A 16746-nucleotide genomic window follows, 5' to 3' on the forward strand; every position below is an offset into this window, starting at 1 on the left:
GATCATGTTGGAACATGAATCGCTTCCGGACCACAACGCAACCTCTTTTCCGGCTCCTCAATGAGTCAGGCTATACCACGTCAGCCCGACATCGACCGCGGTACCGCCGCCAAGGCTACGCTTGTAGCCGCCGTACAAATCGAGCTCCATATTGGCGCCGCCAAAGGTGCCCCAACCGGCCAGGTTGGACGCCCAAGTGCCGACATACAGGCCGCTCTTGTGCGTGGCGGAAATGCCGCCCTGGATCGCGGCTTCCTTGTCGCTCTGCGAGACGCCGCGGAAACGATAGTCCGACACGATCGCGACCGAACCCGACAGCACGATCGGCGGTGGCGGATCGGTCTCGTCGGCGAACGCTGGCGTGGCGATAGCGGTCAGCATGGCTGCCGCGATGGTGGAATAGATCTTCACTGGAACCCCCTGAAAACGGTCGATCGGGTCCCGCCTGCTGCCCCGACCGCCGCCGCATCTCACCGCTAGCGCTTCTCCAAACGGGAAGCGATGGGGCGGCGATCGGCCGGGACCTCATTTTTTTATGCGCGCTGTGCTGCTGCTTCCTTGCTCGATCGTAACGAACTGTTGCTCGATGCGGCAGCGCACAAAAAAACCCCTCCCGGTGAGGGGAGGGGTTGGGGTGAGGCGTACCTGGGGGGTCGGTCTCGGGGGAGAGATGCCCCACCCCTATGTTCCTCCCCGAAGGGAGGATTCGCTGGCGTTACGCGGTCTGTTTGGTCAGCCGTTCGGAAGCGCCATAGACTTCGACCTGGCCACCCGCCGCACGGCGGCGTGCGAGCCATTCCTTGAGCAACTCTGCCGTCGTGTGGTCCGCCGACGAAAGCTGGCTCATGTCGAGCCGCATCGGGGCACCCTCGGGCACGGCATCGAGCGCACCCGACAGCTTGGGCAGCGTCAGGAAGGTCGCGGCACCCGCGAGATGGACGGTCTCGTGTCCGTCATTCTCGACACGCACCACCTTGAGGCGGAGGTTGCGCAGCACCGGGATCAGTTCGAGCAAGGACAGCCCGATCCCGACCAGCACGCCGGTCAGCAGATCCTGCGTCACGACCAGCAGCAGCGTCACTGCCCAGATCACCACCGGCAGCAGCCCGTGATCCTTGAACAGATGCTTGGCATGGCTGAAATTGACCAGCCGCCAGCCGGTCAGCACCAGCACCGCACCGAGCGCCGCCATCGGAATCTCGCGCAGCAGCCACGGCAGCAGCGCGACGAAGCCAAGGATCCACGCGCCGTGGAGGATCGTTGACAGCCGCGACGTCGCGCCCGCCTGGACGTTGGCCGAGCTGCGCACGATCACGCCCGTCATCGGCAGCGACCCGGCGAAACCGCACAGGAGGTTGCCGATGCCCTGCGCGCGCAGTTCCTTGTTATAGTCGGTGCGCACGCCGTCATGCATGCGGTCGACCGCTGCTGCCGAAAGCAGCGTCTCGGCACTCGCGATGAAGGCGATGGCAAGCGCCGCGCCGATCACCGCAGGGTCAAGGAAACGCGTGAGGAAGTCGGCGCCGGGCAGGCTGATCGCGCCGGCGATGTTCTGCGGCACCGCGACGCGCGCGACATCGATACCCGAGAGCCAAGCGACGAGCGTTGCCGCGACGACGCCGAGCAACGCGCCCGGCACGAGCCGCAGCGCCTTTGGCCGGAACTTCTCCCAGCCGAGCATCACGAGCAAGGTGAAGATCGCGAGCGCGATCGCGACTTCGGTCGTGCCGATGTCGCTCGACAGGCCGAACAGGCGGCCGGGGACAGCCGCGAGGTTCTTGAGGCCACTCGGGAGCGGCTTTTCATCGAACATCACGTGGAACTGACCGACCACGATCAGCACACCGATGCCCGCGAGCATGCCGTGCACCACCGCGGGCGAGATCGCGCGGAACCAGCCGCCGAGACGGAAGATGCCGGCCACGACCTGAATCGCTCCGGCCAGGATCAGGATCGGTCCAAGGGCTGACAGGCCCTGATCGCGGACGAGTTCGAACACGATCACCGCGAGGCCCGCGGCAGGGCCGCTGACCTGGAGCGGCGAACCCGCGAACATGCCGACGACGAGACCACCGATGATGCCGGTGATCAGGCCCTTTTCAGGCGGCACGCCCGACGCGATCGCGATGCCCATACACAGGGGCATCGCGACCAGGAACACGACGATCGAGGCGGTGAAATCGCGCCCCATCATGCTCAGCGACGGGAGTTTCACTCTGCGGCTTCCAGATACTCGACGTCCGAAGCGCGGTGGCGCTGCGCGGCGTGGGCGACCGGGAGCGGCTCGTCCGCCTGGATCTGCGCGAAGCGACCCGTTGCGCCGTCGAGCGCGTACATCGCGCCGGCGCCGATGTCGAAGAACCAGCCGTGCAGCGAAATCTCGCCGCGCGCGATACCCGCGGCGACCGAGGGATGCGTGCGCAGATGCTGGAGCTGGACGACGACGTTCTCGAGCGCTGCGGCGCGGACGCCTTCCTCGTTGGTCAGCTCGGGATAGCCCTGGCGCACGACGCATTCGGCGGCGTGGCTGTGGCGAAGCCAGGCGGCGACGTTGGGCATGCCGTTCAGCATCTCGGGGTTCATCAGCGCCTTCATCGCACCACAGTCCGAATGGCCGCAGATGATGATGTCGCGCACGCCGAGCGCCGACACGGCATATTCGACGGTCGACGACACGCCGCCCATTTGCGACGACGACGGCGGGACGATGTTGCCGGCGTTGCGGCAGACGAACAGATCGCCCGGCTCGGCCTGCATGATATGTTCGGGGACGACGCGCGAGTCGGCGCACGAGATCATCAGGGCCTTGGGGCTCTGGCCGTGCTGCGCGAGCTTTGCATAAAGAGCGCTCTGGTCGGGAAAGACGGCTTTCTCGAAACTGAGGACGCGTCCGATGAGGTCGTTCATGACTCTGCTCCTTGAGGTACCCGTGGGGGAACGGGGTCAGGACAGCATTTAGCCGGCGTGTTTTGCTGCGACGCGGCGGGTCCGTTACGAATGATTGCTCGGGCGCAGGCGACCCATTCTCCGTCACCCCGGCCTTGTGCCGGGGTCCACCGGGACACGCGCGCTGTCAGCCGCAAGGTGCGCGGCACGGTGGGCCCCGGCACAAGGCCGGGGTGACGGTTGGGTCTAAGAAACCGCCGGCAGCGCGATCTCCGCGCGCAACCCGCCCTCGGGCCGGTTGGACAGGCTCAGCATCCCCTCATGCTCCGCCACCACGCGCGCCACGATCGACAGGCCGAGCCCGAGCCCGATCGTGTCGCGCGCGCGCGCCGTGTCGAGCCGCACGAAAGGCTCGAGCACGCGCGCCAGCGATGCCGCCGGAATGCCGGGTCCGTCATCCTCGATCCGGATCACCACGCTGCTGCCGTCGCGCAGCAGCGTCAGGAAGACGCGCTCGCCGTAATGCAGCGCATTCTCGACGAGGTTGACGATCGCGCGCTTGAGCGTGACGGGTCGCACCGACAGTTCGAGATGGTCGGGGCCGGTGTACACCGCTTCGCGCCCGCGATCGCTGACGTCGTCGCACACCGTTTCGCACAGCACCGCGAGATCGATCGCGACGCGCGGCTCGCTCTCGCCCTCGCCGCCGAGATAGGCGAGCAGCGAGGCGACCATCGCGTCCATTTCGAGCACATCGGCCTCGACCGCGTCGCGCAACGCCTCGTCCGAGATCGCATCGGCGCGCATCCGCAGCCGTGCGAGCGGGGTGCGCAGGTCGTGCCCGACCGCGGCAAGCGCCTGCGTCCGGTCGGCGATCAGCTGATAGATTCGCGCGTGCATCCGGTTGAACGCGCCGATCACACGGCGCACTTCGCTCGGGCCGGCCTCGGGCACCGCTTCGTCGCGGTCGCTCCCGCTGCCGACCGCGTCGGCGGCGAGCGCAAGCCGGCGCAAGGGGAGCAGCGTGCGGCGGATGAACAGACCGCCCATCAGCAGCAAGGCGCCCGCCGGGATCATCGCCAGGATGATGCGTTCGCTCGACAGATTGGCCTGGTGGATCGGCTGGCGCGTGTGGAAGCGCATCCAGCTGCGGTCGGCGAGCGTCACGCCGCCCGCGGTCACCGCATTGCGCCCGGGCGAGGCGAGGTTGAGCCGCAGATCGGCATGCGCGAGATCGGGCTCCCAGCCGATCACCTGGCGGTACATCCGGTCGAGCGACGGCGCGAGCGGCGGCGGCGGGGCGAGCGCTGGCGCCCACTCGATTTCGTAGCGGCTGGTGGTCAGCTCGCGCGCGAGCAGCGGGCGTGCGGCGGGTACCTGCTCGTCGAGCAATTTGCGCGCGATGACGAGATGCTCGGCAAGCCGCCGCGCCTCGTCGTCACGCACCGAGAATTGGCTCGCGCGTTCATAGAGCACCGTCGACACACCGAATTCGAGGATCATCGCGAGCAGGAGGATCGCGAAGATCTGGCCGATCAGGCCGGCCGGGGTGTGGAGGTGCCGGCGCAGCGCCGCGCTCAATCGCGCGTCACGGGGGCGCTGAACATATAGCCGATGCCACGCACCGTCGCGATCGGCGCATCGACGCCGGTGCTCGACAGCTTGCGCCGCAGCCGGCTGACGAGCACGTCGATGCTGCGGTCCGAACTGTCGCCGAGCCGCGTGCGCGAGAGCTCGATCAGCCGCTCGCGCGCGATCACGCGGCCGCTATGGTCGCACAGCGTGACGAGCAGGTCGAACTCGGCGCCGGTCAGATCGACCAGCGCACCCGTCGGCGACAGCAATTCGCGGCGCGGCAAATTGACCGACCAACCGTCGAACCGCAGCATCCCATTGTCGCGCGGCGTCGCCTGACGCTCGACGCCGCCGCGACGGAGCACCGCGCGGACGCGCGCGAGCAATTCGCGCGTGCCGAACGGCTTGGCGATGTAATCGTCGGCGCCGAGCTCGAGCCCGATGACGCGGTCGGTCTCCGATCCCTTGGCCGAGACGAAGATGATCGGCACGTCGCTTTTCTGGCGGATCGCGCGGCACAGATCGATCCCGCTCGTCCCCGGCAGCATGATGTCGAGCAGCACCAGATCGACCGGCCCCTGGTCGATCGCCAGCCACATTTCGGGCGCGGTCGAGGCGGGGCGGACGGTGTAGCCGTTTTCCTGCAGCGCGCGCGTCGTCAGCATACGCAGATGCGGGTCGTCCTCGACCAGGACGATGGTCGGCATGAGCGGGGTGGGGTCGGTTACAGACATTGCTGCAGTGAGGTAGGCGAGGGCTGGAGGGGGGTCAAATCCGGCGTGGCACCCGATTGTGCCAGAAACACTTTGTCATCGCGGCGAACGGCGCGAGCAAGGTTGCGCGCGTATTTGGGTGTCAGTGTCCCTTCGAGGAAATCTCCCATGTTCCGCACCATTCTCGCCGCCGCGCTCATCGCCCCCGCTCTCATTGCAACGCCCGCGCTCGCCAATCGCCTGGCGCACAGCCCGCAGCAAGTCAGCGACGCGCTCAAGCAGGGTTGCACCGTCCAGCACGTCCATACCCCGGCCGGCAAGACCGTCCAGTCGCCCGCGCTTGTCCGTTGCGACGATCGCAGCGCGGTTGCTGCCGCCAAGGCGGCACCGGCCGCCAAGACCGTGCTCGCCGCGGCCAATTGATGCGACCGGGCCCGCCGCCAGGAGGGCCGGTCATGCAAGCCACCAAGGCCTCGCGCAGACGAGTGCCACTGGCAGAGGATGCAAACCGCTCGGGCGCGTTCAGCGCCCGAGCCGCGTAATCGTTTCGTCGAGGCGCGCTACGGCCACGCCCAGCTTGCGGACGATCATCACGTTTTGCGCGACCGTTCCGCCCGGCTGAAGCGCGAGGAACTGCTCCGCCTGCAACCCGCCTTTCATCGCGAAGCGCAAGTGCAGCACAGAGCCGTCGACACGCCCGTCGACCGGGCCGACCGCGTCGCTGAGCGTCCCCGTATAGCGATCGGTGCCGACCGGATGCAGCACCCATTGGCGCTGCGTCGCGGGCTTGCCTTGCCGCCGCACCGTCTGATCGAGCACGATGCTGCCATCGTCGGTAACGCGGCCATTGCCCTCGACCAGCGTGGTGGCAGGCCGGTGCAGCGCGATCTTGAGCACGCCCTTGCCTTCGCTGCGCCCCGCAAAGAACGCCACCGCATCGAAGCGCGGCGCCGGTGCGCTTGCGACATGCGTCGTGGACACGCAGCCGGCGAGGGCGAGGCCGGCGATCAGCGCACCAAGCGGTGCGATGCCATGCCGCCGGGCTCGATCGAAAATGGTCATGCGTGTCGCCCTTTCAACGCGGCGCAGGACAAGGCGTCCACGGCGCTACGCCCGCGACAACGGACGAAACGCGCATTGGCTCTCTAAATTCTAGTTCAGTCGCGCGGTTGGGCGGCAAACGAGCGACACCGCGCTCCCCTGGTCGGCGAATTGCAGCGTGAAGCCGTGCAAATCGACGATCGCCTTGACGAGGCTGAGGCCGAGTCCAGCCCCCTCGCACTCATGCCGCCCGCGATAGAAACGCTGCGTGACGAGCGCGCGCTCGGCCGGCGCGACGCCCGCGCCGTCATCGGCGACGGTGATCACCGCGGCCTCGCCCTCACGACGGAGCGTGACGCGGACGGTGCCGCCGGCAGGGCCGAACTTCATCGCATTGTCGATCAGATTGGACACCGCTTCGATCAGCAAGCTCGCATCGCCCTCGACTGCGGGCGCGGGCTCGATCGCGCACTCGAGCGTGATACCGCGATCCTCGGCGGTCGGCGTGTGAAGTTCGCACGCGTCGCCGACGAGGTGCGCGAGGTCGATCGTCGCGAAGCGGCTGCGCCGTGCAGTGTTCTCGAGCTCGCGGACGCGCAGCAGTGCCGCGACGATGCCGAGCAGCGTGTCGATCTCGGCGAGCGCGGCCTCGGCCACTTGCTCGAACGCGGGGCGATCGCCCGCCTCGCGCAAGCCGCGCTCGATCCGCGCGCGCAGTCGCGTGAGCGGCGTGCGAAGCTGGTGCGCGATGTCGTCGCCGATGACGCGCACATCGGAGACGAGCACCTGCAACCGGTCGAGCATCGTGTTGATGTGCGCGCACAGCAGCTCGAAACTGTCGGGCCGCGCGCCGACCGCAAGCCGCACGTCGAGATCGCCTGCGACGATCGCCTCGGTCAATTCCCGTACGCTGTCGACTTGGCGCGCGGCACGGCGGCCCGCGATCAATCCGACGCCGACTGCGAGCACCAGCCCGAGTGCGAGCCCGATGATCAGCGATCGCTCGACGACGCGGAGCGCCTCTTCGGCTTCATCGAGGTCGATCCCGGTGAGCAGCAGATCACCGTCGGGCATTGCGCACAGCGCGAGCCGCGCGACGTCGCTGGTCTTGCCGGGCAATTGCGTCGGCACCACGGTCGCGATCGTCGAGCCGCGACCGACGATGACCCCCGGCGGGATCGCGGCGACATTCCCGTCGAGCAGCCGCCGGTTCCGGTCGAACAAAGCGAGGAAGCGATCGCGGTGGATGTCCTCGGCGATCATCCGGCGCAAGGCGGCATGGCGTTCGGGATCGTGCAGCGCGCCGACCGTCCGGCAATCGGCCTGGAACGCGGCCTCGGCCGAATGGCGGTGGCTGTTCGAGGCGAGCAGCCAGAACAGCCCCGACAGCACTACCGACTGGACGATCAGCAACACCGCGATCGCACCGCCCCAGCGCCACGTCGCACGGACGCGCGGGTCAGCCAGGAACATCGAAGATATATCCTTGTCCGCGAACGTTGCGGATGAGCTGCGGCTCGCCCTCGGCATCGACCTTGCGCCGCAGCCGGCCGATATGGACATCGACCACGTTGCTGTTGGGCTCGAACGTATAGCCCCATACATCCTGCAACAACATCGAGCGCGTCACGATGCGGCCCGGGCGCCGCACCAGATAGTCGAGCAGCTTCAATTCGCGCGGCAGCAGCTCTAGCGCGCGACCGGCGCGCGTGGCGACGCCGGCGAGCAAGTCGAGGTCGAGCGGCCCGGCAATCAGCCGCGTATCGCGCGTCTCGTTGGGGCGGCGCAGCAGCGCCTCGACGCGGGCGATCAGCTCGACCAGCGCGAAGGGCTTGGGCAGATAGTCGTCGCCGCCCGCGCGCAACCCGCGCACGCGATCATCGAGGCTGCCGAGCGCGCTGAGCACCAGTGCCGGCGTCCGGCGACCGCTCCGGCGGAGCGCGGCAATGAGTTCGAGCCCGTCGCCATCGGGCAACTGGCGGTCGACGATCAGCAAGTCGATCGCCTCCTCGTGCGCCGCAGCCAACCCTTCGGATACGAGGAGCCGGTGCGTCACCGCATAGCCGTTCGCCACGAGCTCGAGCGTTATCTCGGTCGCGGTGCCGATATCGTCTTCGAGGAGGAGGATGCGAGTCACGCACGCGTGTTCGGCGCGGGGGGTGGCGGGCGTCAACTGAATTGCGGTTCAGACTCCGCGCTGTGGTGCCGGACTCGCTGCCGGCGGGGCGTGTGCTGCGGATTGTGAAACGTACCGACGTGCAAAGGGGCTTACGGGTACGTGATCGGCGCGGTACGGCCGGATCGGGCGATTCGGACGGGGATCGGCTATTGGAAAGGCGTTCGATGAGTTTGCTCGAAGCAACCGCACAGGAGCGCGCCGATAAGGCGCATGGCGAATCGCATTATGTTACGCGGATCGGCTGGCTGCGCGCGGCGGTGCTCGGCGCCAATGACGGGCTATTGTCGACGTCGAGCCTGATGGTCGGCGTTGCCGCCGCCGCTGCGGGAACGTCGCAGATCATCCTGACCGGCGTCGCGGGGATCGTCGCGGGGGCGATGTCGATGGCGGCGGGCGAATATGTCTCGGTCAGCTCGCAGGCGGATTCGGAAAAGGCCGATATCGAGCGCGAACGGCTCGAGCTCGAGGCCAATCCCGAGCACGAACAGCGTGAACTCGCGGCGATCTACATGAAGCGCGGCCTGCCCAAGGCGCTCGCGGTCGAGGTGGTCGCGGCGCTGAGCGAGCATGACGCGCTCGAGGCGCATACCCGCGACGAGCTCGGTATCACCGACACCTCGACCGCCAATCCGCTCCAGGCGGCGGTCGCCTCGGCCGCATGCTTCCTCGCCGGTGGCTTGCCGCCGGTGCTGACCGCGTTGCTCGTGCCCGCGAGCATGATCCTGTGGGCGATCGCGATCGTCGCGGTGTTGACGCTCGGGGTGCTCGGCGCAGCGGGGGCGCGGACCGGCGGGGCGCCGATCCTGCCCGGCGTGGTCCGCGTGATGGTGTGGGGATCGATCGCGATGGCGGTTACCGCGGGCGTCGGGCACGTGTTCCACACGACGGTCGGCTGAGCGTATAGGCTGCGGGCAGTCGCGCTGCCTGCTTCGCTCAGGCCCCGGCGACGTGCGCCGCGAGCAGTTCGGCGTGCGCCGCCTCGAACTTCGCGCGGAACGCGGGATTGGCCAGCAGCGCGCTTGCGACGAGCGTGCCGAGCGTGTGGCTCGCATCGAGGTCGCTTGCGAAATGGACGCCGCACAATTCGCGGCTCATCGCATAATCGGCGGCGCGATCGAAGATCTCTGACGAGCGGCCCTTGATCAGCCGCGCGAGCACGAAGCCCGCCGAATAGCCGAGGATGGCGTGGCCGCTCGGATAGGAAGTGGCGGGCTTGCCGATCGTCTTCTTGGCGCAATTGGGCAGCGTCGGGTCGATCCCATAAGGCCGCGTGCGATGGAAATAGGCCTTGCTCAAGCTGACCGCCGCCTCGGCTTCCGCCTGCACGTCGCGCAGCAGCGCCCAAGTCAGCGGGTATTTCTCGAGCTCGACGCCGAGCGTGCGATCGAACAGCGCCGGGGTCTCGTTGCCGTCGTCGAACCGCGCGCGCGCGAGCCGTTCGGCCGGCGCCGCCGCGATCAGCGTGCGCAGCTGCGCGAGTTCGCTCTGCTCCTGCACCGATCCCGGCGCGGGCGGGGCGGGGAGCACCGCACTCGGCGCGAAATCGGGCGCCGCGAGATAGTGGAAGGCGTGCGGGGCAGCCATTCCGGCCGACCCGATCATCCCCAGCGCCAGTACCGCCAGCGCCGAACCCAGAAGCTTCTGCATCGTCTTGTCCTTGCTCGAAGCGATCAGAACTTGATCCGGGCCGAAGCCAGGAACGAGCGCGGCGGCAAATAGCTGAACTGGTCGAGCTGACCGTAACCGCTCTGGAAGCCGGCAGTGACCGGCGCGCCGCTCGCGCTGGTCGAGATCGCGGTCACCGCGCGGCTGTTGAACACGTTGTTGACCGTGACGCCGAGCCGCAGCCCGCCCTTGAATTCCTGGCTGATCGCGAATTCGCCGATGCTGTACGGGCGGATGCGATACAGGCGGTAGCCGGGGCTGCCGTTATATTCGCTGGCATATTGGGGACCGGTGAACTTCTGGTCGAACGACAGGCGGAAGCCCGCATTGCGATAGATGAAGCCGCCCGCCGCGGTCGAGAAGGGCGCCTTGGCGATCTGTGCGCCGCTCGTCACGCTGAGCGCCTTGTTGTACGAGCCGTTGCCGAACAGCGTCAGACCACGGACCGGCATGTAGCTGAGCGAGCCCTCGACGCCCTTGTAGCGGACCTTGCCGATATTGACGAGCAGCGTCTGGTCGCAGCCGGTCGTGGTGCAGGTGCCGATCTTGTTGTCGATGTTGATGATGTAGCCGTCGACGTCGACCGAGACCTTGTTGCCGTGCCACACGCTGCCGAGCTGATAGTTGGTCGAGGTCTGCGGCTTGAGCGCATCGAGCGCGGTCGAGAGCGTGCCCGAGGCCGAGTAGAAGCTCGACAGATCGGGGACGTACATGCCTTGCGCATATTGGCCGTAGAACGACCAGTTGCTCGTCGGCATATAGTTGATCGTCGCGAACGGCAGCGTCTTGGTCCAGATCTGGCTGGTGTAGAGCGGCAGGCGCGTCTTCTGGTTGACCGGGGCGGCGATGCCGCGCTCGAAATGGACGTACTTCACGCCCGGCGTGATCGACAGGCCTTCGACCGGGTGGAATTCGAACTCACCGAACAGCTGATACTGGTTCCAGTTCGAATGCTGGACGTAAGCGAGATTGGCCTGCGCGATTGGCGGCAGCGCGAGCTGCGCTGCGGTGCCGTTGCCGTTGTTGAACTTCTCGTTGAAGCTGAAGCCGCCGGTGGTGCGGTCGAGGTCGATCAGGTGGCGATCGGTGACGGCATGTTCGTACCAGCCGCCGACACGGATCTTGCCGAGCGCGAAGTCGTAATTGATCTGGCCGATATAGCCGAAGACACGATATTTGTTGAGCTTGTCATAGCCGAGGATGTCGGTCGGCTGGCCCGCCACCGTCTTGTAGGGCGAGGCCGCGGTGCCTGCGCCGCTGAAGCCGCTGATGACCGAGCCGGTGTTCCCCGACAGCGTGTTGTTGGTGTAGCCGTACATGTACCCGCGATTGTCGAGCGAGAAGCCCGACCCGAGATCGCTCTGCAGGCGAACGTACGAGAAATCGCTGGTCTTGTCGGTGCGGTTGTATTTCCAATAGTCGGGCAGGCTCGGATTGTTGCCGAGCCCGTAGTTGCGGCCATACAACCCGACGTTGGAATTCACCGCACAATCGTTGCCGGTCAGCTGCGTCAGCGGCTGGCCGTCGGGGCCGAGCGCGGTCGTACCGTTGGCGCCGACGCGTGCGCTGCCGCAGGTCGCGCCCTTGAGCACGTCCGACTGGTAATAATGGTTGCGGTTCCACGTGCTCATGATCGTCAGCGTGTTGTGGCTGCCGATCGGCGCGACGATCTTGGCGTAGAGGTTCTTCGAGCCGACCGGCGAATAGGTCAGCGCGCCGTCCGACTGCAGATACTGCCCCGTCAGCACGATCCGCGCCCCGCCGAGCTTGGCGATGCTGCCCGACTGCAATTCGGCGCGGCCGATAAAGGTGTTCCAGTTGCCGACGATACCCTCGACCTGCGCGCTCTGCTGCTCGCTTGCGGCGCGCGAATACATGTTGATGTTGCCGCCATAGGTCGCCTGGCCGAGCTGGCTGGCATTGCCGGGGCCGCGATCGACGACGATCGTCTCGATCGTGTTCGACGGGAAGAACGCGGTCGAATGGTGCGTCGGGTTGTTGGTGTCGGCAAAGGGGATCGAATCGTAAGTGACGTTATATTCGCCGTCCTGGAAACCGCGGATCGTCGCCTTGGTCTCGCCCAGGCCATAGCCGTTGCCCGCGCCCGAGATCGACACGCTCGGGGTGAGCGCGATCAGCTCGTTGAAATCGGCTGTGGCGGTGGTGTTGGCGATGTAATCGCGGCTGACTGCGGCTTGCGGCTGCGTGGTCGTCAGCGAGACGGTGATCGGCGCGCTCTGCGCGGTCTTCGACCCGGTGACGATGATGTCGGCCGAGGTCAGCGACTGCTTGTCGTTCGCTTGCCCCGCGCTGTTCGCGCTGGTCGAGGTCTGCTCGCTACCCGGCGTCGCTTGCGCGGCAGGCGCAGGCGCGACGACGGGTGCGGTCGTATCGTTCGCCATCGCGGTGCCGGGCAAAGTTACGGACAAGGCCACCCCGGCGAGCAGGGTCTGTCGGAAAGTCGCGCGCATCGAAAATTCCCCAATAAGATCGGCCAGACGCTGCAGGCGATTGTTGCGCTTCTTCCGGGCCGCCATCGCGTGGCGAACCCCGGTTGCTTCCCCGCTGGCTGACCCCGCCTCTAGGCCGACGCGGTTACGGTCGTGTGGCGGTTCGATGGCCCGCCCAAGTCGCTATGCTAAATTCGAGTTAATGCAGCGCCGCTCACGCCGCGGCGAGCGTGGCGACGCAGCCGGGCGCGCCATCGCCGATCCGCAGTTCGAGCCGATGGACCTGCGCGATCGCCGAAACCAGCGCGAGGCCGAGGCCGTTCCCCGGCTGGCTGCGGCTCGCCTCGACGCGGTGGAAGCGCGCGCAGACCTTGTCGCGCTCGCCCGGCGGGATGCCGGGGCCGTTGTCGGCGACGGTCAGCACCGGCCCTGCCGCGAGCCCGATGACGATCTCGCCGCCCGTCGGCGTATACTTTATCGCATTGTCGACCAGATTGCCGACCGCCTCGAACAGCAGATCGGCATCGCCCTCGAACGCGACCGTGGCGGGCATCTCACGGCGGATGCGGACTCCGCGCTCGATCGCGGCGACTTCGTGGAAGTCGGTTGCATCGGTCACCACTTGCGCGAGATCGAGCATGCGGAAGCCCTCGCGGCGCGCGCCCTCGTTCATTTCCGAGATGCGCAGCAACGCGTTGAACATCGCGATCATCCCGGTCACTTCCTCGACCGCGTCGCCGATCGCCGCGGCCATGACCACGGGGCTGGCGTTGCCGGCATCGGCTTGGCGCAACCGCGCGAGCAGCCGCGTCAGCGGTGTGCGCATGTCGTGCGCGATATTGTCGCCCGCCGCCTTCACTTCGAGCATCAGCCGCTGGACCTCGTCGAGCATGCGATTGACCTCGCACGCGAGCGCGTCGAGTTCGTCGCGGCGTTTCGAGGGCGCGAGGCGCGCATCGAGCCGCCCCGCCATGATCGCGTGCAGCGACTGTGTCAGCTGGCGGATCCGCCGTTCCTGCGAGACGGCGAGCAGCACCGAGCCCGACAGCCCGAGCACGAGCAATGTGAGGCCGCCCCACACGATCGCCGACACCATTTCTGCGGCGAAGGCGCGCGATTCCTGCAGGTCCTGCGCGACGAGGAAGCGATCGCCGGTGGCCAGCCGGAGCGTCATCGCGCGAAGATCGACTTCGCCGCGCGGCGTCACGCTGGTCAGGTCGAACGGCAGCTCGTCGGGATGCCCGACGGGGAGCGCGCGCGGCGCGCCGGCGAGCCAGCGTCCGCTCGGATCGAACAGGCCGAAGGGGCGCAGATGATGAACGTCCGAGCGGTTATGCCGCGCGACGCGTTCGGTCGCCCCGGCGCGATCGGTCTGCGTCTTCATCCGCACGATTTCGCGCGCGAGCCATTCGTCGGTCTGCGCATTGAAATGCGCGATCGCGCGATCATGCACGAAACCGAGCAGGCTGGTCGCCGCCGCACCGAACAGCAGCAGGAAGAGGATCGCGACGCGGACGCTCGAACTGCGGCGCCAGCGTTCAAGCGCTGCGAAAGACATAGCCGGTCCCCCTCACGGTCTCGATCAGCGGCGGCAGGTCGCCGCGCTCGATCTTGCGCCGCAGCCGCGTGACATGGACGTCGATGACGTTGGTGCGCTGATCGTAGCGATAGCCCCACACGTCCTCGAAGATCATCGCGCGGCTGACGGGCCGATCGTGGTGCCGCACGAGATAGGCGAGCAATTGCAGCTCGCGCGCCTGCAGTTCGATCTTCTGGCCGTCGACCCACGCCTCGCGCGCGATCAGGTCGATCCGCACGCGCCCCTGCTCGAGGCTGATCGACGAGGTCTCCGCCACGCGCCGGCGGATCAGCGCCATCACGCGCGCGGCGAGCTCGAGCGGCTCGAACGGCTTGGCGAGATAATCGTCGCCCCCGGCGCGCAAGCCCCGTACGCGCTCTTCCAAGGCCGAAAGTGCGCTGAGGATCAGCACCGGGGTGCGAATGCCGGCCTTGCGCAACATGTCGAGCACGCCGACTCCGTCGATCCCGCCAGGCAGCATCCGGTCGAGCACGATCGCGTCGAAATCCTGGTCCTTCGCCTGAAGGAACGCCGCGGCGCCGTCTTGCACCGTCGTCACGCGCAAGCCCTCCTCGGCGAGGATCGCGCAGATCGCGTCCGCCGATTTGGGATCGTCCTCGACCACCAGGACCGTCGCCACCGTTGTTACCTTGGACAGAGGAAAGCACCGCCATCCGCCGCAAGTGTGAAACCTTCGTGACGGTCGGTCCGCCCGACCCGCGGGTGACGCGCAGGGATCGCTTCGCCGCGTCAGGCGTCTTGACCAGACCGAGCGCGGAGCGCGTGACACGCGCGCGCCGATCCCGCCGACCCCGATCAAGGAATTGCGCATGGCCTCCGATACCCCCGTCTGGTTCGTCACCGGCTGCTCGACCGGCTTCGGGCGTGAGCTCGCGCAACAAGTGCTCGCGCGGGGCTGGCGGCTCGTCGCGACCGCGCGCGACGCCGCGCGCGTGGCCGATCTGGCGGAGGGTGCCGAGGACCGCGTGCTCGCGCTGGCGCTCGACATGGCCGATGCCGGGCAGATCGCGGCGGCGGTCACGGCCTCTACCGAGCGCTTCGGTGCGATCGACGTTCTCGTGAACAATGCCGGCTATGGCTATCAGGCGTCGATCGAGGAAGGCGAGGATGCCGAGATCCGCGCGCAGTTCGAGGCCAACGTCTTCGGCCTGTTCGCGCTGACCCGCGCCGTCCTTCCTGGAATGCGCGAGCGGAAGTCTGGCCATTTCATCAATCTGAGCTCGGTCGCCGGGTTCGCTGGCTTCCCGGGCTCGGGCTATTACGCCGCGAGCAAGCACGCGGTCGAAGGCTTCTCCGACGCTTTGCGCGCCGAGGGCGCGCCGATCGGCATCAAGGTGACGTGCGTCGAGCCCGGGCCGTTCCGCACCGACTGGGCCGGGCGCTCGCTCAAGCAGACGCCGGTGGCGATCGAGGCCTATGCCGAAACTGCGGGCAAGCGGCTGGCGGGGACGTCCGAGGGCAGCGGCAGCCAGGCCGGCGATCCAGCACGGGCCGCGACCGCGATGATCGCGCTCACCGAACAGGCCGATCCGCCGCGCCATCTCGTGCTCGGCAAATGGGGCTATGACGCGGTGACCAAGAAGCTGCGCGAAACGCTCGCCGAAATCGAGGCGGGGGAAGCGACGAGCATCGGGACCGATTTTCCGAGCTGATCGCCCCGACTTTGGGCGCTCCGTAAAAAACCGCTTGCGGTTGACGCAGCGTCAAGCGGCATAGCGTCGGCATGCCCGATCTACCGCCCTCGCTCGACATCAGCGATGTCGCCCGCCGCACCGGCCTGACGACGCGCGCGCTGCGCTTCTACGAAGCGCGCGGGCTGGTACGGCCGCTGCGCTCGGCGTCGGGGCGGCGCTTCTACGGCGCGGCCGAGCTCGAGCGCGTTCATCAGATCGTGACGCTCAAGCGCGCCGGGCTTACGCTCGCGCAAATCGAGCGCTTCACCCGCGACGGGCCCGTTTCGCTCGCGCGGATCGTCGCGGCGCAACTCGCCGCGCTCTCGGCGCAAGCCGACGACATTGCCGCGGCGCGCGCGCTGCTGCTCACCGTCCAGTCCCGCATCGAGCGTAGCGAGCCCATCGATGTCGCGACCTTCTGCTCGCTGATCCAGAATGGAGACCGAGTGATGACGCACGATCAATGGGATTTGGTGACCGACCGCTTCTTCACGCCCGAGGAGAAAGCCGCGTTTGCCGAGACGGCGCGCGCGATGCCGCGCGAATACGATCCTACCGCCTATGCCGCGCAATGGGCCGATCTCGGCGGGCGGATCAAGGCGGCGCTGCCGCTCGCGCCCGAGAGCGATGCGGCGCAGCGCTTTCTCGACGAGTGGCAGGCGTTGCTCGCGCCGTTCGAAGCGGTCGCGACGCCCGCGATGCGGTCGAGGGTAAATGCGATGTACCAGCGGATGGACGAATGGCAGCACGAGGCCGATCCCGGCTTCGACGCCGTCGTGTTCGGTTTCATCCAGCAGGCGATGGTCGCGCGCAAGGCGCAGGCCGTCTGAGTCCCAAACGCCACTCCTGACCGTCACCCCGGCCTCGTGCCGGGGTCCACCCGGCCGCGCGGCCGGCCCGGGGAGGGGCCCCCGCCCCGGGGGCCCCCGGCCCACCCCCGGGGGGGGCGGTGGGGGGGGGGGGG

The 16746-nt window shown here is 67.7% G+C and carries 15 protein-coding genes and 1 pseudogene; 4 read left to right on the top strand and 12 right to left on the bottom strand.

The features are described 5' to 3' along the window. Nucleotides 1–72: 72 nt before the first annotated feature. The 5 genes and pseudogenes from QN347_RS16050 to QN347_RS16070 form a co-directional block, all read right to left on the bottom strand. Nucleotides 73–381: pseudogene (locus tag QN347_RS16050) on the bottom strand (TorF family putative porin); the annotation flags it as partial. Between the two features lie 334 nt (nt 382–715). Next, entirely contained in the window at nt 716–2194 is a 1479-nt protein-coding gene (locus QN347_RS16055; RefSeq protein ID WP_165954579.1) for a SulP family inorganic anion transporter, read from the bottom strand. 17 nt (nt 2195–2211) lie between these two features. Beyond that, entirely contained in the window at nt 2212–2907 is a 696-nt protein-coding gene (locus tag QN347_RS16060) for a carbonic anhydrase (RefSeq protein ID WP_133190174.1), read from the bottom strand. A 225-nt stretch (nt 2908–3132) separates the two neighbouring features. Beyond that, a complete protein-coding gene (locus QN347_RS16065) occupies nt 3133–4467 on the bottom strand; it encodes an ATP-binding protein (protein WP_322160605.1) in 1335 nt (444 codons plus the stop codon). Further along, nucleotides 4464–5168 carry a response regulator transcription factor gene (locus QN347_RS16070; protein WP_133190172.1) on the bottom strand — a complete coding sequence of 235 codons (705 nt, stop codon included), beginning with the start codon at nt 5166–5168 and terminating at the stop codon, nt 4464–4466. The genes QN347_RS16065 and QN347_RS16070 overlap by 4 nt, the downstream gene beginning before the upstream one ends. A 174-nt stretch (nt 5169–5342) precedes the next feature. Between QN347_RS16070 and QN347_RS16075 the strand changes: the two genes are divergently transcribed. Next, nucleotides 5343–5597 (top strand): hypothetical protein, encoded by a 255-nt coding sequence (locus QN347_RS16075; protein WP_322160603.1) that lies wholly within the window; start codon nt 5343–5345, stop codon nt 5595–5597. A 99-nt stretch (nt 5598–5696) separates the two neighbouring features. Here QN347_RS16075 and QN347_RS16080 read toward each other — a convergent pair whose 3' ends face one another. From QN347_RS16080 to QN347_RS16090, 3 genes are all read right to left on the bottom strand, one after another. After that, complete coding sequence (locus QN347_RS16080; RefSeq protein ID WP_322160601.1) at nt 5697–6236, bottom strand: DUF3833 family protein; 540 nt, start codon at nt 6234–6236, stop codon at nt 5697–5699. A gap of 90 nt (nt 6237–6326) precedes the next feature. Next, nucleotides 6327–7688: a HAMP domain-containing sensor histidine kinase gene (locus tag QN347_RS16085; protein WP_322160599.1), complete on the bottom strand. Its 1362-nt coding sequence runs from the start codon at nt 7686–7688 to the stop codon at nt 6327–6329. Further along, entirely contained in the window at nt 7675–8352 is a 678-nt protein-coding gene (locus tag QN347_RS16090) for a response regulator transcription factor (RefSeq protein WP_133190164.1), read from the bottom strand. Before QN347_RS16090 ends, QN347_RS16085 begins: the two co-directional genes overlap by 14 nt. Before the next feature lie 206 nt (nt 8353–8558). On the opposite strand from QN347_RS16090, the gene QN347_RS16095 reads away from it, so the two are divergent. Next, nucleotides 8559–9290 (top strand): VIT1/CCC1 transporter family protein, encoded by a 732-nt coding sequence (locus QN347_RS16095; RefSeq protein WP_133190162.1) that lies wholly within the window; start codon nt 8559–8561, stop codon nt 9288–9290. A 37-nt stretch (nt 9291–9327) separates the two neighbouring features. Here QN347_RS16095 and QN347_RS16100 read toward each other — a convergent pair whose 3' ends face one another. The 4 genes from QN347_RS16100 to QN347_RS16115 form a co-directional block, all read right to left on the bottom strand. Continuing rightward, nucleotides 9328–10041 carry a phosphatase PAP2 family protein gene (locus QN347_RS16100; protein WP_322160596.1) on the bottom strand — a complete coding sequence of 238 codons (714 nt, stop codon included), beginning with the start codon at nt 10039–10041 and terminating at the stop codon, nt 9328–9330. A 23-nt stretch (nt 10042–10064) separates the two neighbouring features. Further along, nucleotides 10065–12530 carry a TonB-dependent receptor gene (locus tag QN347_RS16105; RefSeq protein ID WP_322160595.1) on the bottom strand — a complete coding sequence of 822 codons (2466 nt, stop codon included), beginning with the start codon at nt 12528–12530 and terminating at the stop codon, nt 10065–10067. Between the two features lie 193 nt (nt 12531–12723). Further along, nucleotides 12724–14067 (bottom strand): HAMP domain-containing sensor histidine kinase, encoded by a 1344-nt coding sequence (locus QN347_RS16110; RefSeq protein WP_322160594.1) that lies wholly within the window; start codon nt 14065–14067, stop codon nt 12724–12726. Then, on the bottom strand, nt 14048–14728 hold the full coding sequence (locus QN347_RS16115) for a response regulator transcription factor (protein WP_322160592.1): 681 nt from the start codon (nt 14726–14728) through the stop codon (nt 14048–14050). Before QN347_RS16115 ends, QN347_RS16110 begins: the two co-directional genes overlap by 20 nt. A 190-nt stretch (nt 14729–14918) precedes the next feature. Between QN347_RS16115 and QN347_RS16120 the strand changes: the two genes are divergently transcribed. Both QN347_RS16120 and QN347_RS16125 read left to right on the top strand, forming a co-directional pair. After that, nucleotides 14919–15761 carry an oxidoreductase gene (locus QN347_RS16120; protein ID WP_322160590.1) on the top strand — a complete coding sequence of 281 codons (843 nt, stop codon included), beginning with the start codon at nt 14919–14921 and terminating at the stop codon, nt 15759–15761. Between the two features lie 71 nt (nt 15762–15832). Continuing rightward, on the top strand, nt 15833–16612 hold the full coding sequence (locus QN347_RS16125) for a MerR family transcriptional regulator (RefSeq protein ID WP_322160588.1): 780 nt from the start codon (nt 15833–15835) through the stop codon (nt 16610–16612). Nucleotides 16613–16746 lie beyond the last annotated feature (134 nt).

The sequence above is a fragment of the Sphingomonas sp. 10B4 genome (assembly GCF_035019905.1).
GTDB lineage: Bacteria > Pseudomonadota > Alphaproteobacteria > Sphingomonadales > Sphingomonadaceae > Sphingomonas > Sphingomonas glacialis.